The organism is Albidovulum sp., from assembly GCF_049646345.1.
GTDB lineage: Bacteria > Pseudomonadota > Alphaproteobacteria > Rhodobacterales > Rhodobacteraceae > Albidovulum.
In genome coordinates this window covers 1-21,343 of the sequence record NZ_JBARVQ010000019.1, presented here as the reverse complement: position 1 = coordinate 21,343, position 21,343 = coordinate 1, and the positions used below count along the sequence as shown (strand labels likewise).

The 21,343-nt window shown below is 60.9% G+C and carries 14 protein-coding genes and 1 pseudogene; 7 read left to right on the top strand and 8 right to left on the bottom strand.

The window, feature by feature from the left end; all coding sequences use genetic code 11:
* Positions 1–137: 137 nt before the first annotated feature.
* From WBB85_RS00520 to WBB85_RS00505, 4 genes are all read right to left on the bottom strand, one after another.
* Entirely contained in the window at positions 138–3,884 is a 3,747-nt protein-coding gene (locus tag WBB85_RS00520) for an AAA family ATPase (protein ID WP_432636669.1), read from the bottom strand.
* 4 nt (positions 3,885–3,888) lie between these two features.
* Positions 3,889–5,112 carry an exonuclease SbcCD subunit D gene (locus WBB85_RS00515; protein ID WP_432636668.1) on the bottom strand — a complete coding sequence of 408 codons (1,224 nt, stop codon included), beginning with the start codon at positions 5,110–5,112 and terminating at the stop codon, positions 3,889–3,891.
* Between the two features lie 180 nt (positions 5,113–5,292).
* Positions 5,293–8,469, bottom strand: coding sequence for a UvrD-helicase domain-containing protein (locus WBB85_RS00510; protein ID WP_432636667.1), 3,177 nt, complete (start codon positions 8,467–8,469; stop codon positions 5,293–5,295).
* Positions 8,459–11,080, bottom strand: coding sequence for a PD-(D/E)XK nuclease family protein (locus tag WBB85_RS00505; protein ID WP_432636665.1), 2,622 nt, complete (start codon positions 11,078–11,080; stop codon positions 8,459–8,461). The genes WBB85_RS00510 and WBB85_RS00505 overlap by 11 nt, the downstream gene beginning before the upstream one ends.
* A gap of 155 nt (positions 11,081–11,235) precedes the next feature.
* Between WBB85_RS00505 and WBB85_RS00500 the strand changes: the two genes are divergently transcribed.
* The 4 genes and pseudogenes from WBB85_RS00500 (at position 11,236) to WBB85_RS00485 (ending at position 17,944) form a co-directional block, all read left to right on the top strand.
* On the top strand, positions 11,236–12,114 hold the full coding sequence (locus WBB85_RS00500; RefSeq protein WP_432636664.1) for a WYL domain-containing protein: 879 nt from the start codon (positions 11,236–11,238) through the stop codon (positions 12,112–12,114).
* Positions 12,115–12,331: 217 nt separating this feature from the next.
* Entirely contained in the window at positions 12,332–17,029 is a 4,698-nt protein-coding gene (locus WBB85_RS00495) for a DUF3320 domain-containing protein (RefSeq protein ID WP_432636663.1), read from the top strand.
* Between the two features lie 73 nt (positions 17,030–17,102).
* Positions 17,103–17,315: pseudogene (locus WBB85_RS00490) on the top strand (IS5 family transposase); the annotation flags it as partial.
* Positions 17,316–17,473: 158 nt separating this feature from the next.
* Entirely contained in the window at positions 17,474–17,944 is a 471-nt protein-coding gene (locus tag WBB85_RS00485) for a hypothetical protein (protein ID WP_432636662.1), read from the top strand.
* A 344-nt stretch (positions 17,945–18,288) separates the two neighbouring features.
* Here the strand turns inward: WBB85_RS00485 and WBB85_RS00480 are convergent, their stop codons facing one another.
* Together WBB85_RS00480 and WBB85_RS00475 are read right to left on the bottom strand one after the other, a co-directional pair.
* Entirely contained in the window at positions 18,289–18,549 is a 261-nt protein-coding gene (locus WBB85_RS00480) for a type II toxin-antitoxin system RelE/ParE family toxin (protein WP_432636661.1), read from the bottom strand.
* On the bottom strand, positions 18,533–18,808 hold the full coding sequence (locus WBB85_RS00475; RefSeq protein ID WP_432636660.1) for a ribbon-helix-helix domain-containing protein: 276 nt from the start codon (positions 18,806–18,808) through the stop codon (positions 18,533–18,535). The genes WBB85_RS00480 and WBB85_RS00475 overlap by 17 nt, the downstream gene beginning before the upstream one ends.
* 198 nt (positions 18,809–19,006) lie before the next feature.
* On the opposite strand from WBB85_RS00475, the gene WBB85_RS00470 reads away from it, so the two are divergent.
* From WBB85_RS00470 to WBB85_RS00460, 3 genes are read left to right on the top strand one after another with little or no spacing between them, the layout of a single operon-like run.
* Positions 19,007–19,216 carry a hypothetical protein gene (locus WBB85_RS00470; RefSeq protein WP_432636659.1) on the top strand — a complete coding sequence of 70 codons (210 nt, stop codon included), beginning with the start codon at positions 19,007–19,009 and terminating at the stop codon, positions 19,214–19,216.
* A 12-nt stretch (positions 19,217–19,228) separates the two neighbouring features.
* Complete coding sequence (locus WBB85_RS00465) at positions 19,229–19,774, top strand: hypothetical protein (RefSeq protein ID WP_432636658.1); 546 nt, start codon at positions 19,229–19,231, stop codon at positions 19,772–19,774.
* Positions 19,771–20,106 carry a hypothetical protein gene (locus WBB85_RS00460; RefSeq protein WP_432636657.1) on the top strand — a complete coding sequence of 112 codons (336 nt, stop codon included), beginning with the start codon at positions 19,771–19,773 and terminating at the stop codon, positions 20,104–20,106. Before WBB85_RS00465 ends, WBB85_RS00460 begins: the two co-directional genes overlap by 4 nt.
* A gap of 10 nt (positions 20,107–20,116) precedes the next feature.
* On the opposite strand, the gene WBB85_RS00455 is transcribed toward WBB85_RS00460, so the two are convergent.
* Positions 20,117–20,878 (bottom strand): hypothetical protein, encoded by a 762-nt coding sequence (locus WBB85_RS00455; RefSeq protein ID WP_432636656.1) that lies wholly within the window; start codon positions 20,876–20,878, stop codon positions 20,117–20,119.
* Positions 20,879–21,109: 231 nt separating this feature from the next.
* Positions 21,110–21,343 (bottom strand): DNA methyltransferase (locus tag WBB85_RS00450; protein WP_432636655.1); only part of this gene is annotated, 234 nt, incomplete at its 5' end.

Sequence of the window (21,343 nt, the reverse complement as noted above, 5' to 3'; positions counted from 1 at the left end):
GCACCTTGCTAAATCGAATTTTCTTCATTTGCCACCTGCTCATGCAGCCCTTTGGCCTTCGCCGACGTTCCCGATCCTGTTAGACCTCGGGGATCTTTACCATGGGCGAAACAACTGCAGCCGGTACTGCCGATCGATCACATCAACTCCGTGCCTGGCCCTTCCACGGAGATCTTGCTGCGCCCTCCGCCTTGACGCTTTACGCGAATCTGAACGGGTATGCGTTCTTTCATCGCATCGACATGGCTGATGACACCGACAGTGCGCCCCTGGCTTTGCAGCGCCTCCAGCGCGTCGATGGCCAGATCAAGGCTTTCGGCATCCAAAGACCCGAAGCCTTCGTCGATGAACAGCGTCGCCGCCAGACCGCCGCTGCCGCCCATGCGGGACAGCGCAAGCGCCAGCGAAAGCGACACCAGAAAACGCTCGCCGCCCGAAAGGCTGCGGGTGGAACGTTCTTCATCCCCCATGTCCTGATCGACGATGTTCAGCGCCAGTTCGGTGCCTGCCCGTTTCAGGCGGTAGCGGGGCTTCAGATCGCGCAGATGGTGGTTCGCGCGGTCCACTAGAACATCCAGCGTGATTGATTGCGCCAGCCGTGCAAAGCGATCGCCATTCTTCGATCCGACAGCCATGTTGACGGCCTGCCATACCTCCAGCGTTGCCTTTGCCGTGGAGATTTCTGCCTCAAGTCCGCTGAGTGCAGCACGGGATGCTGCGTCGGCGGCCAGCTGTCCGCCAATTTCCCCCCTGCGTTCGGTTTGGAGGCGTTGTTGGGCGTCAAGGGTGGCCAGCGCATCTTGCAGGGCCTCGGCCGGGGTTTCGGGTAGGCCGGTCGCCTCGGCGGCGTCCAGATCGGCCTGCCGCGCGTTTCGGGCCGAGATGGCGGCGGTCATGTCGTCATCCAGTTTGCGAAGTGCGGTCCGCAGGAGGTCAACCTCGGCCTGCGCCAGTGCGAATGTCGCGTCGAGCGTTGCGGTTGTCTGATCGGTCAAGGCCAGCGCGGCGCGCAACGCATTGCCCGCCGCGGACGCGGCAAGATTGCAGTCGGCAACGTGGCTGGCGGCTAACTGCCTTTGGCCCGCGGCGTGCGCCAGTTTCGACGCGGCCTCGGCCAGCGCCGTCGCAGCGGTTGACTGTTCCGTTTGCGCCGCAAGACGGGCGTCGTTGAACCGCGTCCGGTGGCTGTCTGTCGCCTCGCCGTTCAACAGCCCCGCACGATCCGAGCGCAGCACCGCAAGCGCATTCCGGCGGTCGGTTGCCGCGTTTTTCAGGCCAGTCAGATCCACCACCGCCTGCGCCGCAAGCGCGGTTTCGGTCTGGAGCGCAGGGCGGATCGTGGCAAGTTCGACCTCGGCGGCGGCCATTGCCGTTGTCGCCGCGCCATGCGCATTGATCTGGTCCAGCAGCCGGGCTGCAACCGCATCCGGTGCGGTGCCAAGTGCGGCGATGCTTTCGCCCGCCAGCATCAGCAGGGGCGACAAAACGGCATCCAGATTATCGCGCCGCTGCGCCGCAGCCCGGGCGGTTTGCTGCGTCAGGGCGGCCTGTTGGCCGGTCTGTGCGGCCTCGCCCGCAAGGCGCGCGCGGTCGGCGCCCCTCGTTTCCATCCGCGTGGTCAGATCGTTCCGCGCCACGGTGGCCCGCGTCTGTTCGTCGCGCAGATTGCTGATCTGCAGCAAAGTGGTCTGCAGAGCCTTCCGCCGCTGGCCCACTTCCGCCAGCGCAGTCGCCACAGCATTCGCGCCGTCTGCAGGGGTATCGGGCAGATCGGAGCAAAGACCGGAGCCGAGCGCCTTGTCGCGCGCGACCTGCCAAATCTTGGCGGCTTCTTCCGCCCGCGCCAAACCTTCTGCGCTGGCATCCGACGCATGTTGCACGACAGCGGCGGCTTTGGCAGCCTGACCTTCGGCAGTTTTCAGCGCAAGACGCGCCGCTGCGCCAGCCTGCCGTGCGGCCTCCAGATCGGCGCGCAACTGGTGCGCCAGATTGGCAAGGGCAGCATCCGCAAGGGTCGGGTGGTCGGTCGCGCCGCAGACGGGGCAGGGTTCGCCCTGTACAAGGCGCAACCGCAGCGCTTGTGCATTTTCCGATGCAGCAGCCGAGGCCCGTTCCAACGGTGCTGACAGGCTTTGCCCCGCGGCCTCGGCCCGCACAAAAGCGGTGTTCTGCGCGACAATCTCGGCTGCGGCCTGCTGGCCATCGGCTTCGGCGTTGATCCTGTTTGCTGTGGCAATGGCCACGGCTGCCACGGCTGCGGTATGATCCTGCGTGGCCCGGTCAAGGGTTGTCAGGGTGTCCGCCAGATCGGCAAGCCGGTTGGCAAAGTCTTGCGGGCGGTCCGCCTCTATCGTGACAATCAGGGCGGCAAACTCTTCGACCTGCGCGACAAGATCGGTCCGGGTGTTGCGATCCTGCGTATCGTCAGCCTCAAGTAGTGCAAGTTGCCGGGAAAAGTCCGCAGCTTTGGTGTCAAGCGCCGCCAACGCTGTGCGGGCGATTTTCTCGTCCTGCAGGGTGCGGGTTCGTTCGGCAAGATCGCGGGCGATGTCCGCCCACCGCGCGGCAAGCGGCGCGATGGGGGCAAGATTTGCCAACAGCGCGGATGCGTCAGCCCATGCGGCACTGGCCAAACCCTCACGCTGCGTCAGGTTGGCAACCTTTGCTTGCGCGGTCCCTGCGTCTGCCCCGGCCTTCATTGCAACGGCGTCTGCCTTTGAAAGCTCTGCCGTTGCCCCTTCGATCTGAGTGTCCAGCGCGGCGGCCTTGCTCCAGATCGGGCCGAGGGTCTTGAATTCAGCCTCTTTTGCCTGATGCGCTGTACTGGACAATTCTGCCGCGCTGCGCCGGGTCAGTACTTCGGCCTCTGCCGCCGACACCGCGCTTTCGGCCACGGCAAGGGTCTGCACTGCGCTTGACCAGGCGGCTTCAGTGCTTCGCGCCGTTTGCCACGGCAAGCGCAAGGGTTCGCAGCTGTCGATCTGCAACAAACGGTTGCGGTCCGGCTGCGCCGCTACGCTGGCGGCATCGGCCTTGCCGACCGCCTGTACGGCCTCATTAAACAGAGCGCGCGCCGCCACGATTCTGCGATGCCGGTCCAGATCCGCCGTGATTGTTCCGCGCGCAGCATTCCCAGCCTCGATTGCCCCGGCGAGTATCATCCGCTCTTCCGTCAACGCGGAAATGGTATCGTCGGACAACAGACGGTGTGCTGCGCGCTGAATCTCCAGCTCCTTGTGTTCGGTGCGCGCTGCTTCAGTCCGCTCGAAGATACGGGCAGATATGTCGCGGTAGAGCCTAGTTCCGGTGACCTTTTCCAACAATGCCGCCCGATCATTCGTGTCAGCACGCAAGAAGGCGTCAAAGTCCCCCTGCGCCAGAAGAACGGTGCGGCGGAACTCATCATAGCTGAGGCCGGTTAGCGTCTGCACCTTTTGGGCGACAGCGGTGGACTGGTTTTCCAGCACCTGCCCGTCGCTTGCCCGGATCACCGCACGCGAGACGGATTGCAGCTTGCCGTCAACTCTGTCGCGTGCGCGACGGGCCGACCATTCGGCACGGTATGTCTCACCGTCCACGCCGACGAAGGTGACCTGAGCCCATCCTTGCGCTGCGCCCCGGCGCAGCACAGCACGCGGATCGCGCGCTCGGATCGGATCACCGCCCGCATCGGGTACCTCGTCGCCACTTCCGCCCATGGTCAGGCGCGGGCATTCGCCATAAAGCGCCAGACAAAGTGCGTCGAGGATCGACGATTTCCCCGCCCCCGTCTCGCCCGTGATGGCAAAAAGCCCGGCCGAGCGCAGGGGTTCGGCGGTAAAATCGATCTCGAACCGATCGGCGAGGCTGGCGATATTCTGGGCACAGATAGAAAGGATGCGCATGGGGTCAGACCTCGGCTAGAGCATCACGGAAGGCCGCAAGATGGCGGCCGTCTGGGTCTAATCCATGCGTATCACGGAAGGCGGCAAGGAACAGAACCTCGGGCGAGGTTTCCGCCAGCGTTGCCCGAGGAGGCTCGTTGATAGTCGCGGTCTCGGGTCGACTAAGGTGAATATCGGCAAGCCGCACGGGATGGCGGGCCAACACCGCCTCAACCTCAGCCAGAACCACCGGTACGGCATGTTCGGCGCGGATCACGGCATGGACGAAGGGCTGCAGATCCGGTGCAAGCCCGGCATCCAGTGACAAGTCGACAAGCGCTGCGTCCAGTTCGGCCGGGGTCAGCGCGCCCGCAGCGGGCAGGCGCAACACATCGACAGGGCGCGCCATCGGCAGATGCGTGATGGTCATCCCACCCGGTGTCAGGTCGATCAGCGTCACCCCGTGATCATAAGGAATTTCGGTCGCCGAAAGCGGAAAGGGAGAGCCGGAATACCGCACGCGACCGCCATCAAGGCTTTGCGGGCGGTGCAAATGGCCAAGCGCCACATAACACAGCCCCGGCGGATAGATATCGGGCGGCACGGCATGTTCGCCGCCGATCAGGATGCGCCGCTCTGCCCCTTCGGATTCCAGCCCGCCCGCACAGGTCAGATGCCCCATCGCGATGACCGGCACGCCACCGGCACAAGCAATTGCGGCATCGGTCATCTGCGCGTGCAGGGCTCGAGTGGCAGTCACGATGGCCGATTCAGTGCCACCCGTCGCCCCAAGGGTCAAGCCCGGCAGATCAGAAGCACGCAGAAACGGAATGGCCAGCACATGCGCGCGCGTCACACCTGCCGCATCCCGCAGCGGGATCAGGTGGCGGTCCATGTCGACCCCGCCGGTTTGGCGTTGTATCGTGCCCACGACATGCACGCCAAGCGCGCGCAGCACCGCGCCGGGTGCCTCCAGCCGCCCGGCAGGGTCGTGGTTTCCGGCAATCATCACCACTGTAAGGCCGGGCCTTTGGCGCAGGAAGTCCGCCAGCGCGCCGTAAAGCAGGCGCTGGGCATCACCCGACGGGTTGATCCCATCGAACACATCGCCCGCCACCAGCAGCACATCCACCTGATGGTCAGCGATCAACTGGCCCAGATTACCCAGAAAGGCACGATGTTCCGCCTCACGGTTCCAGCCATTCAGGGTTTGACCGATGTGCCAGTCGGCGGTGTGAATAATGCGCATTCGGATTAGCCTGTGTTTGTTAATCGATAAGTCGGATGGCAGTGTTGAAAGTGGCGACGGCCGCGACCCGTCAGGTCAGCCAAACAATAGCAGGGGGTCGAAGTTCACGGTCTGGGCGGGTGTCGGTCGGCGGGTTGGATCTCCGCCGCGTAAACGTACGACGGCGACAGGCTGCTCGGTTCATGTGACGCTTTCACGTTCGGAAATGCGGTGGCTGGAGATACGGCCTTCGTTCATCCAGTTGATTGCAAGCAGCCGCACGGGTTTGCCCGGCAAGCAGTGTTCGACTGCGGCGGCATAGGCTCGCAATTGTGGAAGATAGGTTGCGAAACGGGTGTCAGGGTCCGGGCAGGGTCCGGATTTGTGGTCGATGATGACGTAACCCTCCTGACCTTCAGCCAGACAATCGATAACGCCGTTGATTTGTGAGCCGTCCGGTGAAGTGATTTGTAGAGGAAGCTCATGGTGCAGTCGGGTGTATCCCTGTGCCGCCAGCCAATCGCGTATCGCGCTTGATTGCGCGGCAATGGCGTTCAGAGTTGCCGGGTCAAGCCTCGTGGCTGCAGACAGTCGCGCTGTCATCTCTGGTCGTTCGGATAGCACGCGGAACGCGAGGTGCCAGGCGGTGCCCCGATCGGTAGCCAAACCAATGCCATCGCGCGCGACACCAATTCTGGCGCCCAGATCCGCGTGTTGGAGGTGCGGCGCGGGGCCGTCCAAAGCCGCGACAAGTGTGGACGGGCTTTGCCGCCATGGTGTCCTGCCGCCACCGGCATGCGGCTGGAGCATGCCAAAGCTGGCAACTGGGTCGACTGGTTCTGCGATCATCGGCGGCTCGACCCACTCCCGGCCCAGCGCGGTGATGCGTGCCGGAAATACGGAATCGCAGGCCTTCAGGCCAGTTCCATCCATGGCTAAGGTTAGCCCGGTGCGATCACGCAGCAGGTCGATCATCCGTTCGGGCCGGTCCTTAGGTTTTGAGGGCGGAGGAGGCACCATCAGGATCAGGCGGTCGCGCGCGCGGGTCAGGGCCACATACATCAGGCGGGCCGCGGAAGCCTCATCGGCCGCCTGTCGCGCCTCTTGAAACGGTAGTTGCTTTTCGGGGGCGGCTAAATTCGGTGTCCAGTGCAGGCCCGCTTTTTCAAGCACGTGGCTCAGGTCATCGAAATCTGAGAAATCTGCACGCAAGGTGTTGGGGCGTTCCACGATCTTCTGATCGAGGCCCAGAACCACCGTGATCGGCCATTCGCGTCCCTTTGCCGCGTGCCATGTCACCACTTCGACCCCCGGCGCGGACCAACCGGCGGGGTCGGGATGGCGGTCGAAATCCCGCTCGGTCTGGGCAGCAAGCCAGCCCAGAAAAACCTGCGGGCCAGATCCGAAGAAGCCTGCCGCGGATTTCAGTTCATCGGGCAGTTGGTCAAAGACGCGGGCCTCTGCCTCCAGCCGTGCAAGGTCGGCCAGCGCCTGTTCGGGTGCCGCCAGCCCTTTGGCCCAATCACGCAGGCGGGCGGCGGCGATGATGCGAGGCACCAGATCACCAACCGGCAGATCCCGCACCAGCGCTGAGATTTCAGCCAGGCGTTCAAGGTCAGCATGGTCATCCAGGGTGGTGTCGATTGTCGCGCGCAATGCCTGCGCCAGAGGCATCCGTGCAGGACCACGCGTGACAAGGCCGAGGGCGGCTAGCCGGTCGTCGGGATCAGCCACAAGTGCGATTGCCGCGCGAGCGACGGAGGTGGCGGGTGCCTCAAGCCATCCTTCGCTTTGAATACGGGCAGGCAGCCCGCGTTTGCGTAAGGCATCGGCCACTTTGGCACCCTGCGCCCGAGTGTAGCAAAGAACCGCGATATCGGCAGGTCTTGCGGCACGACGCGTCTTTTCAACCGGGCAGACGACCTGCTCAGCGTCCGACAAGATTGCTGCGATCCGGTCGGCGGCACAATCAGCAGTGTGATCTTTCTTGTCGGTCCATGAACTCGGGCGAGATATCGCCTCCAGCGCCGTTACGCCAGTCTCGGCGCGCGTCGGGGCGAGGGGCGTATAGGCACCCGGGAACAGCCTAGGGCCTATGGCATTGATGAAGGCCATGATCCGAGGATCGCTGCGCCAGTTTTGGTCCTGCGGCTGGACGCAAGCGGGAAATTTGGCCTCCAGCGCCGCAGCAAGGCGTGGGTCGGCGCCCTGAAAATCCATGATCGCCTGTTTGGTGTCACCGACGATCAATGCGCGCGGGGCGGCCTGCGCCAGCCGCCACAGCAGGGCGAATTGCACCGGGTTCGTATCCTGAAACTCGTCGATCACGACACAGTCGATTTCCGCCACGACAGACGCTAGGATAACGGGCTGGCTGCGCAAGAGATCTTCGGTGTCGGCGATCATGTCGGCATAGTCGATTAGACCTACCTGCCGCTTGGCCCCTGCATAGGCGGCCAGTGCACCCTGAACTCCCTGTACCAGCGCCCTAAGATGGGTCAGGGCATCCTGCAGCGGCCCCGGATGGCGCAACAACCCGTCGGCGGCGGTCATCACGGCTTGCGCATGGTCGTCATAGCCAGGCGGGGTCGGGCAACCGCGCTTGGTCATGCGCAGCCCCCGCAGTTTTTGCCAAAGTGGCCAGTTGCGGGTCAACTCGTCGGGTTTGTGCGCCGCATCGCGCAGGTTTCGGAAATCCGACCAGAACGCATCACGCGCCGCCTTTGCCATTTCCGGCGTCGCGACGCAGGAAGGAAAGGCGCTTAGCAAGTCGATGCAAGCCTGCTTCAAGCCGGTTTCAAGCATAGCGCCATCGGGGTCACAGTCGCCATAAGTGTGGCGCAGGAAGTCCAGCGCCCCGGCCGCGATGTCGGGGTCCATGGCCCGATTGCCAAGCCCGCGCAAAAGATCAGTAGTCTTCAGCACCGCCTTGCGAAAACCGTCCTCTGCGCTGTCACCACTGACGCGGTCCCAGGCATAGCCAAACCGCTCAAGGTCCGAGATGATTGGAAGTAGGGCGGCAGACCGACCAACTTCGCGTCGGATAAGAAGGTCACGTTCGGCCTCGGTGACCAGACGGGCGTCCGGGTTGCGCCCTGCGGCGAAGGCGTGTTCGGTCAACAGGCGTTGGCCCAGCGCGTGTATGGTGCCGACATAGGCGCGGTCGATCGCCAACGCATCCTCGATCCGGCCGCGCTTCATCAACTCGCCCCGGATACGACCACGTAGTTCGGCGGCAGCGCTTTCGGTGAAGGTGACGGCCAGAATGCGGCTTGCGCCGACTTTGCCGCGCTCCACCAGCCCGGCCAGTTCCTGTTCGATCCTGTGGGTCTTGCCCGATCCCGCACCGGCGGGCACAAGGGTCAGGTCATTCATCATCGGCAGGCTCCTCGGCAAGGTCGCTCAAGGTGAAGGCTGCCAGAAAGCTATTTTTCTCCAGCGAGTAGGGCGTGATGCCCCGGTCTTTTCGGATGCGTTTCGCATCGCCGCTGCGGTTCAACATGATATCGCCCGCGCCGACTGCGGCAATGGTCTGGTCAAGGTGGTCAAGCGCATGTTCTGCGATGTCTGACACAACCGCCTGCGCTCCGGGAATGCCTGCGCCTTCAGGCCCGGTCAGGATAGTCCCGTCATTGGTCAGGTGGTACGCAGTCACGGGGCTGACTCCAGCCGTCACACGCCGGGTCAGTTCGGTATCCACTTCGGGCCGTTCCATCATCGCCCGGTAAAGAGCTACCTGCAGGTCCCAGCCCTTTTCCATACGGTCGCGCCGCCCCTTTGAGGCGGACCGTTTGTGATCGACGATCACAATCCGCCCATCGGCCAGCCGCAGCAGCGTATCGGCACGCCCGGCAATGCGAAGACCGCGCTGATCGCCCACTAGCTGGAACTCGTTGTCCAGGATCTCGGCCCCATTGGCGGTTAGGAACCGCGCCCAACTTAGTGCCACACGCCTCACTTCACGGGCCAGGCTTGCGCGTTCCGCCGCCCAGTCCGTTGCCAACAAGAATGGGGCGTGGATACCAATGGCTGTGTCCAGTGCCGCATCGGCCCCTGCTTCGATCTGTGCCATGTCAGGAATGGGCGCGGCTTTCGGAAACAGGATTTCCAGCACTTCATGCACGATGCTGCCAAGGACCAGCACGTCAAGGCATTCGGGTGCCCAGGTCCGGTCTTTTGCGCCCAGTTCCTCCAGAACCCAGGCGAGGGGGCTGACGATCAACGTCTCCAACCGCGAAGGTGATTGCGGCCTGCCTCGCCCATCGTCTTCGCGCCTGATCCGCAGAAGATCAGTGCCAATCCGCAGTATCCCGGTGTCGGGGACTTCAGGCGCGCCGCCTCCCGGCAGCCGTACAGTCAACCGGTGCGCAACCGGCCAAGCCGCGAGGGTCATGGCGCGCAGGTCTGTCACCAAATCCTCCGGCTTCGCCGCCCTGAGTGCCCGTCCGATTAGGGTTAGGGCGGTGGCAGGCGCAAGCGGCTTTCCCGCAGCATCACGGGCGGGTACCAGCAGGGTGGCGCCGTCACTGGCGGCACAAAGCTGGCGGCGGAACAACTCCAGCCTGCGGTTCAACACATCGGCCCGGGTCCGCATCGTCAGACCGGTATGCTCTTTGATCTGTGCTATTTCGCTGTCGGTGAACAGCGGGTTGGCTGGCGCCGGGCGCGGCCAGGCGCGGCCCGCCATGCCCAGCACGATCAATTGCCGCACTGGGCGCCATGGCAAAGCGCTTTCGGTGAAAAGGCTGACTCCTTCGACAAATCGGTCCGACCCTGAGCTTGCGTTCGGGCGTGCTGCCGCTTTGCGCAAGGCTGATGTCCAGTCGGGAGCCTCGTCGTTCTGGCTTGCCCCGATCAGTGCGACCCGCGAACGGAAATCGCGCTTGGCCTGGAGGTCTGGCAGAGTCGCTGCAATCGCCTGCAAACGTGCCATCATGCGCGCCGTCGTTGCGACTGGTCGCAAGGTATCGACCAGCTCCGCAGAAATCCCCTCTAGGCTCTTTGCGCTGCGCGATCGGCCGTTCTCCATCGTCTCTCTGGCCAACAGTGCACCTTGATCTGCGCTCCAGGGCGCCAAGGGCGAGGTGAAAAGACTGGCAAGCGCTGTTCTGGGGGCCGGACCACGCAGAATTGCTAAGGCCGCAGTCAACAGTTCACCGACATGGTCACGCGACGCCGGTTCGACGGGAAGACCCGCCAGTGGCAGCCCAAGAGCGTCGAACGATTGTGCAAGTTGTTCCAGATAGATGGCGTCGTCCGGGATCAGCAGGCCAACTTCTTGTGGCGCAGAAATGACCCTGCTGTCCAACAACTGCCGGGTGCGGGCCGCGGCGAAGGAGACCTCCTCAATGGGATCGCGCAGGCCGAAAACGGCTAAGCTGCTGTCAGGGTCTACAGGCGCGGAGTTGCTGGTCAAGTTCGCCTGAAGGTGCCCCAAGGCACCGGTCGCATTGGCGTGCGGGGAAACTCTGCTGCTTTGCCAAGCGGCGCGCGCTTCCGGCGGGGCCGATCCGTGATGTGCCACAAGCCTCTCGATCAGCGCGACTTCCGCCGGATCGGAAAAAGCGCAAGCCGTTGGATCAAGCACGGGCAAGGCTTCGACGGCTTGGTCTGGTTCCGAGCACAACATATGCGCCAAGACCCCCAGATCATCCGGCATGGCGTCACCCATTTGCCGCCAAAGATCGCCGAGCGCCGACAGATGCCGTCGCGCGCGGCCGTCCGGCAAATCGCGCATCTCGATTGCCTCTGGCGAAAGCGTTTTGGTCGCTCGGGCAAGCGCGACGATCCCGCGCTCAATTGCCATTGCAGTTTCTACGGGTGCGGCGGTGAAGCTGTCGCGCCACGGTGACGGGCCCTGCTGCAACGCCACCGTCAGGTCGAAGGCGGGCATGCGAGGGGCAAGATAGGTTGCGCCTAGCAGATCTGCCGTGATGTGCCGCACAGCACCGGTGACAGGGTGGGCCGTCAGGATCGGGTCAATTTTCATGCGCTCAACCGTCCTGTTCCGCTAACGTGACCTGAGACCATTTCCTCGGACTGCCAAACGCGGCTGAACCGATTCGATCTTGCTATCGTGCGGCAAAATATCTACCCTGTCTAGTTACTGGTTATACACCATCTGCTATGCTGGAGGAGGCTTTGGTGGCGAAGGAAGTCAGCGAACTGCGCTGGAGTGTCGAGCAACGCCTTGAATTCATCGAGTTCCGGCTGTTCTGGCAGGGGCAGGTGAACCGGTCCGACCTGATCGAAACGTTTCAGGTCTCGGTCAATCAGGCCTCTGGTGACCTGACAAAGTATTCGGACCTTGCCCCTGGCAACATGGTCTACAATGTTCGTGTTCGTAGCTACGAGCGTGCACCGGACTTCACGCCTCGTTTTTTCAAACCCGATGCCAACCGGTATCTTTCGTCTTTGCGGGCGGTCAGCGCCGGGTTGATTGCGCAAGCCGATAGCTGGCTGTCAGCACCACCGGCACATGATGCCACCCCCGTTCCTGTGCGCGGTGTGGATGCAGAAATCCTGCGTGCTGTCGTTGAGGCAATCGGGCGCAAACAGGCGCTGGAAGTGCGTTATCAATCGTTTTCGCGCCCCGAACCGATGTGGCGGTGGATGGCGCCGCATGCTTTGGCCTTTGATGGTTTTCGCTGGCATGCAAGAGCGTGGTGCGAGGTCGACGAATGCTTCAAGGATTTTGTTTTGTCACGCATGCTTGGCACGCGAGCCATCAGGGCAGGCGGCGTGGATCAAGCTACGGACGCGGATTGGTCGGAAATCACGGCTCTTGAAATCGGCCCGCATCCCGAGCTTTCACCACCGCAAAGAGCCGCTATCGCCTTGGATTATGGGATGATCGATGGTCGGCTAACAATCCACGTTCGAAGGGCTATGCTCTATTATGCGCTGAAGCGGTTGGGATTGGATACCGATCCCTCGGCAAGACGTCCGCAGGATCAGCAGATCGTATTGCTTAATCAAGGCTCGGCGATGCTGAAGAGCGATACGCCGACACTGGGGCACTAATAGAATGGTCGAGAACACGCAGTATAAGAAGCGACAGAATTTCCATTTTCTCCAGCCTGAAATCGTCATGATGCGCTTGTTCAATTTGATGGGCTGGAGGCCGCCGCGAGGTTCCTCCTTGTTCCCCTAGCGAATAAAGTGTTGTTTGCAATCATGTGGCGAGTGTCGCGGGTGAAAACTAAATTTCGACAATGGATTATGAGAAGGCAATTGAAACATGGGAATGAATTCCTCTGGCTCCGACCGTCATGTCACCTCCGTACTTGAAGCGGCGCGGCGCAAGTTGCTGGAAACTGGAACGCGCAACCGCTTAATCCATGTCAACCGCGCCAATCAGCGGGCGAACTGCCTGAACGTGATCAATGAGCGCTCAGTTGAGGTCTATTCGCAATTGCTGGGTGGTACGCGTCGTATGCGGTTCAAGGCTATGGGCAAGGACCGTGAAGCAGAGGATCAGGATACACTGTTCGATTTGCCCGATGATGGCCAACCTGTCGGTGCAGAGCGCCATACCGATCAGTATCTGGAAACGCCGCTGGGCCCGAATGCATTGCAGCGCCGTTTGTTGCGCCTTGCTACCGACGCCCGAACGGCCGAGGAAGAACAGGGCATCAACATTTTGTACCTGGCATTGGGCTTTCTGGTCTGGCGCGAGGACGATTCATCCCAAATCAACCGCGAGGCACCACTGATTTTGCTTCCGGTGGAACTGGTGCGCAATGAACGAACCTCGACCTATGATATCCGCTGCCGCGATGATGATCTTTCAACCAACCTGCCGCTTCAGGAACGTCTCAAGCAAGACTTCGGCCTGATGTTGCCTGAAGTTGGCGAAGCCGAGGATTGGACACCCGCAGAGTATTTCGCGCAAGTGCGGGAAGTGATTGCGGCCAAGCCCGGCTGGTCAGTGGATGCCGATGCCATTCAGCTTGGCTTTTTCTCATTCGCAAAGCTTTTGATGCACCGCGATCTTGATCCACAGACTTGGCCCGAAGGCGGTATGGCGGAAAATGAACTGGTGCGCGGGCTCCTGTCTGAAGGTTTTGCGCACGAGCCCTCGATCTTTGGGCCCGAGGACCGACTGGACACCATTCTTGATCCGGCCGAGATCATACAGGTGATTGATGCCGACGCCTCCCAAACCAAGGTGATCGAAGAGGTGCGGCGCGGGTCCAGCCTTGTGGTGCAGGGGCCGCCCGGCACCGGAAAATCGCAAACCATCACCAATCTGATCGCCGCCGCCGCCCATGACGGCAAGACAGTGCTGTTTGTCGCGGAGAAGATGGCTGCTTTGTCGGTGGTACATGACCGCTTGGTCAAGACCGGGCTGCGCGATATTTGTTTGGAACTGCATTCCCGCAGTGCCAACAAGAAGGCGCTCGCGCAGGAGTTGGGCCGCACCCTGATGGCGAGCACACGCCCGCTGCCCGCTGTCAGCGATACGGCCGGTCTGCGTCGGACGCGCGACGACCTGAACCGCATTTCCGACCTCCTGCATTTGCCGATCGCGCCGGGCGCTGAGACACCGTTTCAGGCGATGTCCGAGATCACCCGTTTCATTGGCCGGAAGGTGTCGCCTCCCGGGATTCCGCTCGACGGGCTCGAAAATCTTGGTCCTGACGCGCGTGCCGACACCCGTGCTGGGATCGCACGCTTTGTCGCGGCGCTTGCCGCTGTCGGCGAACCGGCGGATCATCCTTTTGCCGGGGTGACAGTGCTGGACCTTCAGCCAACTGATCTTGCGCGCCTTGGCCAAGAACTGGACGCGGCGCTTGCGGCTTCAGTGCGCCTTGCTGAAAAAGCAGCAGAACTGGCAGCGGCGCTTGGAGTGCCCAATCCAGAAACCTTAGGTGGTATTGCCGCGCTTTCAGAGACGCTTGCAGCGCTTGGTGCCGCACCTGCCACTGGACCTGCCCACATAGCCCAGTTGTTCGACCGCGCGACGGAAAGTCGCTTGACCGAGGCGTTGGCGAGCGGGGCCGACTGGGCCAATGCGCGCCGGTCTGCCGAAACGGATTTCACCGATGCGGCATGGTCCATTGATCCGTCCCCGCTGCGGGCAGGCATCCTGCGAGGGCAGTCATCGTTTCTTGCGCGGCTGTTCGGCCCATATCGGCGTGTCAGTGCCGAACTCGCCAGCCTGTTGAAAGAACCGCTGCCGAAGTCCCCAGCGATGCGCTTAGCTCTGGTCGATCAACTGGCCGATGTGCATCGCAAGCGTCGGAGCCTTGCCGATGAGGAAGCCTGGCTAAAAACGGTGCTGGGTGAGGCGTGGCGCGGCGAACGGACCCGCTTTGACGAAACGATGGAAGCTGCCAGGTGGCTGGCTGGTATGCGCCGTGCCGAAGTGTTCACGTCGGCCGCGGCTTTGACTGCGGCCGTGGGTGCAGTGCCCGATCCTGCGGCTCAGGCTGCGGCACTTGTGCAGGGTCGGCAGGATGCTGAAACGAAGTTGGGGGTGCCTGTAACGCGGCTTGGACTTGATCTGGTGCAGGCTGGCTTAGGCGAAAATCTAGCTTCTGTGCATTTGCCACAACTGGTCTATCGGCTGGAGCAGATGCAAGGCGGTCTTGCGCGCTATGCTGACTGGACCGCGCTTAGTCTTTGCATCAAGGCATTGGTAGAGGGCGGGGCCGAAGCCATCGTCGATGCCGTAGCTGAAGGCAGGCTTGATGCGGCGCAGGCCCAGATAGAATTCAGCTATGCCTGTGCAGAGGCGCGTTGGCGACTAGCCCGCAAAACCCGCCTGGACCTGAACGAACTGGCTACGATGAACCGCCATGATTTAGTTGAGGTGTTTCGTGGCCTTGAACGTGACCGCCTGAAAGACGCGCAATCCCTTGTGCTTGCACGGCATTTCGAACAGATGCCCAAAGGCCATATGGGAGAGATGGCGGTTGTCCGGGGCGAGATTGCCCGCAAACGCGGCCATAAATCCATACGTTGGGTGATGAAAAACGCGGGCTCGATGGTCCAGCGCATCAAGCCGGTGATGTTGATGAGCCCGATTTCGGTGGCACAATTCCTGCCGCCGGGGTCTGTCACCTTTGATCTTCTGGTGATCGATGAGGCTAGCCAGATCCGGCCCGAAGATGCGCTGGGCGTCGTGGCCCGCGCGCGGCAAATTGTTGTTGTTGGCGATCAGAAACAGCTTCCGCCGACATCATTCTTCGATCGTCTGGTTGATGATGTGGAAGACAATGATGCCGAGGATTCCGATGCGCCGATGGGTGCTTCTGCAGCGGACATGGAGAGCATCCTGACCCTATGTGAAGCGCGCGGCTTGCGGCAACGGATGCTTGAGTGGCATTACCGGTCGCGCGATCCGTCCCTAATCCGCGTGTCGAACGCCGAGTTTTACGGCAACAATCTGGTGTTGCCGCCGTCGCCATTGGAATTGGATGAGAACTATGGCTTGAAGTTCCGTCGGGTGCTAGGGGTCTATTCAAGCGCTAGCAAAGGTGGCGGCCGAGCAGGGACCAACAAAATCGAGGCGCAGGAAATTGTCGCCGCCATGGCCCGCCATGCGCGGGACTGGCCCGATCTGTCGCTTGGGGTAGTGGCCTTTTCAAAGGCGCAGGCCAACATGTTGACCGAGGTGCTGGAGCATGGCCGCCGTCAGGATGCCGTTCTGGATGCATTCTTACGCGAAGGCCAGCACGAGGATGTGTTCGTCAAAAACATTGAAAACGTGCAGGGCGACGAACGTGATGTCATCTTGATTTCAGTGGGTTACGGACCTCATGAGGCCAACGGCCGGTTGTCCAGCATGACCTTTGGTCCAGTGAACGGCGAGGGAGGCGAGCGAAGGCTCAACGTGCTGTTCAGTCGTGCGCGGGTTCGGTGCGAGGTGTTCGCTTCGTTTGATCCTGGCGATATCGACCCCTCCCGTACGCTCCGCGATGGTCCACGCGTGCTGAAACGCTTCCTCGATTTCGCCAAAACCGGCATTATCGACGAACGCATTCCAACCGGTCTTGATGCCGACAGCCCGTTCGAAGAGGACGTGGCCGAAGTTATCCGCTCGTTGGGGTATGAGGCGGACCCGCAGGTCGGCAGCGCAGGCTTTCGGATTGACCTTGGCATTCGCCACCCTGATAAGCCCGGCCAATACATCGCTGCGGTCGAATGTGACGGAGCCACCTATCATTCCGCACTTTGGGCGCGCGAGCGTGACCGGTTGCGGCAGGATATCCTTGAAAACCTCGGCTGGCAGTTCCATCGGATCTGGAGCACCGATTGGTTCCACCGGCGTGACACTGAAATTCGCCGTCTTGATGCGGCGTTGGAAGCAGCGTGCGAGTCAGCGAGTCAGGGGATCAAGGTGCGCGGTGCCAATATCGGTCGCGAGGTTGTCGAGGGCACCGTCGAAGAGCCTGAAACAACACCGATTGTCATTGACGATATTCGTCTGACGGTGCCCGCCTACCAGCGCGCGGATATCCGGCTGCAAAGCACGATAGAGCCGCACGAAGCGCCTATCCATCAACTGGCGGGCCTTGTGTCGCGGATTGTGGAGATTGAGGGCCCAATCCACAGCGATGAAGTTGCCCGGCGTGTGTCGGCAGCGTTCGGCAAAACCCGGACAGGAAACCGCATCACAGATGCGACGCTGGCAGCCCTGAAACATGCCCAGCGTCAGGCCCCAGACGGCATCCGACCGATTGGTGATTTCTGGCTGACCGGCCCGCAAGCCAAAAATCCGCCAGTGCGAGACCGATCTGCCGAAAGTGGTACGCTGCTCAAGGCAACGGCCCTGCCGCCGATGGAGATCGCAGCCGCCGCCAGTCTGATCGCGTCCGAGAGTGGTGAAATGCCACCCGAAGACATGGTGCGCGCCATCGCGCGTCTGATGGGTTTCCTTCGTGTCGGGACAGACCTGCAAGCGGTCATCTTGTCGGCTTTGGAACGCTAAGGAACGTCTGGAAGACCTCCAGATTTTGGCCTGAACTGATAGATTTCGGCAATGCCTGAGAAGAGCTTTGCCGATGTCGAAACAGCCAGCCTTTCCCGGTCTTCGCGACGCGATGAAGAAGAAGATCACACGGTGCGAGCAGTTCCTGGCCGAGATAGAGGCGGTCGTGCCTTGGGGTCGCCTTCTGGCGCTGATCGAGCCGCATTACCCCTAGTTCGAGCCGAAGGGAGGCCGTCCGCCGATCGCTTCTGAGACGGTGCTGCGGGTCCATTTCCTGCAGAACTGGTATCCACTGACCGACGCGATCTTTGCGGAGGTGAATGCACATCTGTTCGACAAGGGCATCGGCGTGCGTTCGGGCACGTTGGCAGATGCGACGATCATCGACGGTAAGCCAGCCACGTCCGCCTCTAGGGTTATTAAGTGCTTGATAAGCGGGTCTAAATGGACGATTTTGACGAAAGGCGGCTGCCTACTTGGGGAATTCCGAATAAGGCAGAAGAAAGGTGGATATTAATGGTTCCAAATGAGGTTTTGAAAGAAATAAAGGTTAGGGCTGCTGTGGCGTGGCCGGGCGACTACTCGATGCAAGCGCATGTAATCAGCGAGCAGTCGGAAGCCTTTGAGAGAATTACACACTACCAAACGACCTTAGATATGACAAATGAAGTCATAGCTTGTTGTATGAAAAGAGCTTTGCGGGATTGGCCCGACGATTTTGGTATGCAAGTCCACGTTTTCGACGAGCAAATAGAAGCGGCTGGAGACTTCTTCAATGCGGAGTTCCCTGGGGTTCCCGAAGATGTTTTACAGGAAATTCGAGCCCGCGCCTTTAGCGAATGGCCCGAGGATTACTCGATGATGCTACATGAGCTAACAGAGCAGATTGAAGGTTGGAAGTCTGTAAACTTCTAACGACCCTTAACTGTCAACGGCTTGTTTCTGGACTCGGTTAGCCAGACAATCGGCCGCAGCGCGGAATGTTCGGTGCTGGGAGTGCGTCGAGCGCATCGAACCGGGAATTGGCCGCCGCCATACGCGCGGCGCAATCCGCCCCCTCGATACGCCGCATAAGTGCGGCGTGAATCGCCCATGGTGTCGATGACTGCCTTGATGATTTTCTTGAGAGAACGCCGCCTGACCCAGCGACGCGCTGCAATGGGCGTGCGTGTTTCAGGGTATGAGAAGCCGCGTCAGCATATGGCGGATGTGATCCTGACCGCCGAAAAGATTGCCAGGATGCGGACCCGCTGTTCCGCTTAGTTCACTTCGAACCAGTAGATAGTTCGATCGATCGTCAAATTTCGCGGACCCGACAGCAGATCATCGTGACGCTCACTACGATATGGCGCCGCACAAAGCCGGTCGGCTTCCTGACGGATCTCGCGGATGCTGTCCTCGCAATGATCCAGTGCCGCTTCAACGCTTTCGCCGAAGCTTCGGTAGCTTTCAAACAGGTGGTCGAAGATCAGGGCAAAATCACGCTCTGCTTCTGCCGAGAACTCAATTCTGAGCCGCATAAGCGCGGCGTTTCTCAGTGATCATGCGAGCGATGGCCCTGTCCATACGGGCGCCGCTTACAAACGCCCCAGCGGCGCGCTGATCCAGCAGCGCTTTCATCGCAGTTCGGTGAAAATCGTCGTCTTGCATGCGTTGCCGCAGCAGGTCGGTCCCCTGTTGCAGCACCGCACTGACGCTCGAATAGTGCCCGGCTTCGACCAGTTCCTTGGCGAAACTGTGCTGTTCGTCCGTCAGTGAGATCGAGGATTTCACAGTCATAAGGGCACGCCTTTTGTCGCAAAGTAATACCAAGTAGCACCCGCATCAACCGCACCCATTGATGGGTGGGGGATAGGCTTCCAGCGATGATCGGCGCGTTAGTATTGCAATAAACCTCATTTATTCAGTGACTTAATGGTTGTTCTCTTTCGATCTCGTGCGCTGTCTGCAGCCATCGCAACGCAACGGAGGCCTCCCATGAAACCCCTGACAACCCACGAAGAATTCTGTCTCAAGAACGCCGCCCACTTTGTCGCGGCCCGCGGCCGCACACCCGCCGCCCGCACGCGCGAGCAATTCGCGACGCTTCCCGAGGCGCAGGCTTACGGCACCGCGATCGGCGACGGCCGGACGATGATCTACGCCGTCACAGACCTTGGGCATTCCGCCCACATCACCAACGCTTGAAAGGCGTCCATCATGAAAACCAAATCCCTTACCGCCGCGCAAATCGACACGCTTGCCCAGCGCCTTTCCGAGAACCCGATTGAGCCGACGACCAGCGTGAAGAAGGCGGGCGATAATCTCGCCCGCTTGCTTGCGGCGCAGATCGGCAACGATCGCGCGGCTCTTGCCTTCACCTCGATCATGACCGCCGCCACCTTTGAGCAGGCGGAGGCCCGGCTGACCTTGGTGCTGGACTACGGCAATATCGGACCGGTGGGCAAGACGGCGCCGGCAGTAAATGAACCAAAGGGCGCAACCGCCCCGGTGATCGGCAAACGGCAGGCAATCCTTGATCAGGCGCAGAACGGTGTGCTGCCGCAGGCACCGGATTTTTCCAAGCCGACCCACGCCCGATTCCGCACGAAACTGGCGCAGATCGTGGCTTTGGCTGAAGCGGGCGACATCGAGGCCCTACAAGCCTTTGAGATCAATCCGGTTTCATCCAGCCCGAAGGCCATGGCGCGCTACCGCGACCTTTGCGTGATCGCGATCGCCGCCCGCGCTTGGGTGACAGCATGAAGATCACCCGCGAATTTTGCCCGGGTGACCGGTATGTCTATGATTTCGGGCTTTGCAGCTACGAGAAGGGCTGGGCCCAGGTCGATACAGCGCAGGACGCGTCGTATTTTGGGACTTGGGCCAATCCGACCCGGTTGATGATCTTCAGCTATTGCGAGGGCGACACGACCTTGAAAGAGGCTGGGTCGCCCGAGGAGTTTGCTGCCGAACTGCGGGAGATCGATGCGTGGAACCGGGCCAACGGATATGCCCCGGCGCGGATCGATCCGGGGTTTGATCAGGCGATGAGGTTGTCGTTTGAAGCGTTGGCGTTGGCGGATATGCTGCACTAGGTGTGATGCTTCAGCACCCGAGATGGCCGAGTCTAAAGCGCGTTCGCCCTTCATCATATGGGGCTGGGTTCGTGGCGTGAACCAATGGGCCACGTCGGTTCCCTAAAAGGTAATTGATCCGGTAAGTGTTGTTTGGAGAGGGATGGAGTAGCCCGTCCACTATCCGGTCTCGTGGCAAGATTCCCGTTGTTGCCAATTCATCCAAAACCCCTTGCACCTTGGGACCAAGGCTGAAGAAGAGGGCATCCTTCAAGTTGCGAACTTCCTCGACGAAATGCTCGAGGAGCTGTTTGCGAAGTAATAGGTTTTTGGTCATTGACGGTGATCCAGCGTAGTCTTTTCCGTCCTTAAAGACCGGATACCGGAGCAATGATGTGGACTGCACTAGGTGTTGGGCGGTCGAGAAGAGTTCTGCCGAATCTTGAAGTCCCAGCCAATCGTGTACACCCCAATGATTTAATTGACCAATCAGGTTGCTACGCATGGGTTCGCCACTGAAACCTGCTGTTTGTTTTGCCAGGCGCAAAGTGTCAGCGATTGATTGACCGTTCGTTCGTGCCACTCTTGCTGCCTTATTGGCATTTTCCATCTGCGTGGGTCCGGGAGTGATGCCAACCAATACAATGCGGGCACTTTCATTGATGTACTCGAATGGTGCGTAGTAGACGGAAATTCCTCCAGCACTTTCGATCAAAAGCCGCTCGTCGCGAACTATGGGCGGCCTGGCCGCCAAGATTGCAGCTTCGAATTTCTCGAAAAGATCAGTTTTCATTTGGGTCTTTCAGGTTGACTCTCGGCCTTATAGACATCTTTGGTATCGCCGATCACTGCTTTCTTCAAGAATTTCAGTTAATTGGACATATTTGGCGATTTGGTTGTCGGAGGCGTAAAGCCAAACGGTGAGTACAAGACACAAGCCTATCGATGAGGCAGCGGCGCCACGTTCCAGAACAACACCCGCCCCGGCCCGCGCATCGCCACGCCCAACTCCCACGCATTTGCGTCATATTGCGGGTCCGCCGGGAAGGGCCGGGCCTGCGCCCAGCGCTGCCTGTGCCTGATTTGCGGCGACCTGTTCGGCGCGGAGTTCGATGCCGACATAAGCCCGGCCAAGCTGGGAGGCGACGATGCCACGCACGGACCCACCTGCGAAGGGATCAAGCACTGTGCCGCCTTGAGGGCAGAACCAGCGATAAGCGATTTCACAAAGGACCGGATCGAAGATCGACGTGCCCGA

Excerpts from the sequence above, each read along its gene's own strand:
- WBB85_RS00465 (WP_432636658.1), top strand. The coding sequence starts at position 19,229 with ATGAAAACCAAATCCCTTACCGCCGCGCAAATCGACACGCTTGCCCAG.
- WBB85_RS00475 (WP_432636660.1), bottom strand. The coding sequence starts at position 18,808 with ATGACTGTGAAATCCTCGATCTCACTGACGGACGAACAGCACAGTTTC.
- WBB85_RS00515 (WP_432636668.1), bottom strand. The coding sequence starts at position 5,112 with ATGCGCATTATTCACACCGCCGACTGGCACATCGGTCAAACCCTGAAT.
- WBB85_RS00460 (WP_432636657.1), top strand. The coding sequence starts at position 19,771 with ATGAAGATCACCCGCGAATTTTGCCCGGGTGACCGGTATGTCTATGAT.
- WBB85_RS00505 (WP_432636665.1), bottom strand. The coding sequence starts at position 11,080 with ATGAAAATTGACCCGATCCTGACGGCCCACCCTGTCACCGGTGCTGTG.
- WBB85_RS00470 (WP_432636659.1), top strand. The coding sequence starts at position 19,007 with ATGAAACCCCTGACAACCCACGAAGAATTCTGTCTCAAGAACGCCGCC.
- WBB85_RS00480 (WP_432636661.1), bottom strand. The coding sequence starts at position 18,549 with ATGCGGCTCAGAATTGAGTTCTCGGCAGAAGCAGAGCGTGATTTTGCC.
- WBB85_RS00510 (WP_432636667.1), bottom strand. The coding sequence starts at position 8,469 with ATGATGAATGACCTGACCCTTGTGCCCGCCGGTGCGGGATCGGGCAAG.
- WBB85_RS00455 (WP_432636656.1), bottom strand. The coding sequence starts at position 20,878 with ATGAAAACTGATCTTTTCGAGAAATTCGAAGCTGCAATCTTGGCGGCC.
- WBB85_RS00520 (WP_432636669.1), bottom strand. The coding sequence starts at position 3,884 with ATGCGCATCCTTTCTATCTGTGCCCAGAATATCGCCAGCCTCGCCGAT.
- WBB85_RS00485 (WP_432636662.1), top strand. The coding sequence starts at position 17,474 with ATGGACGATTTTGACGAAAGGCGGCTGCCTACTTGGGGAATTCCGAAT.
- WBB85_RS00495 (WP_432636663.1), top strand. The coding sequence starts at position 12,332 with ATGGGAATGAATTCCTCTGGCTCCGACCGTCATGTCACCTCCGTACTT.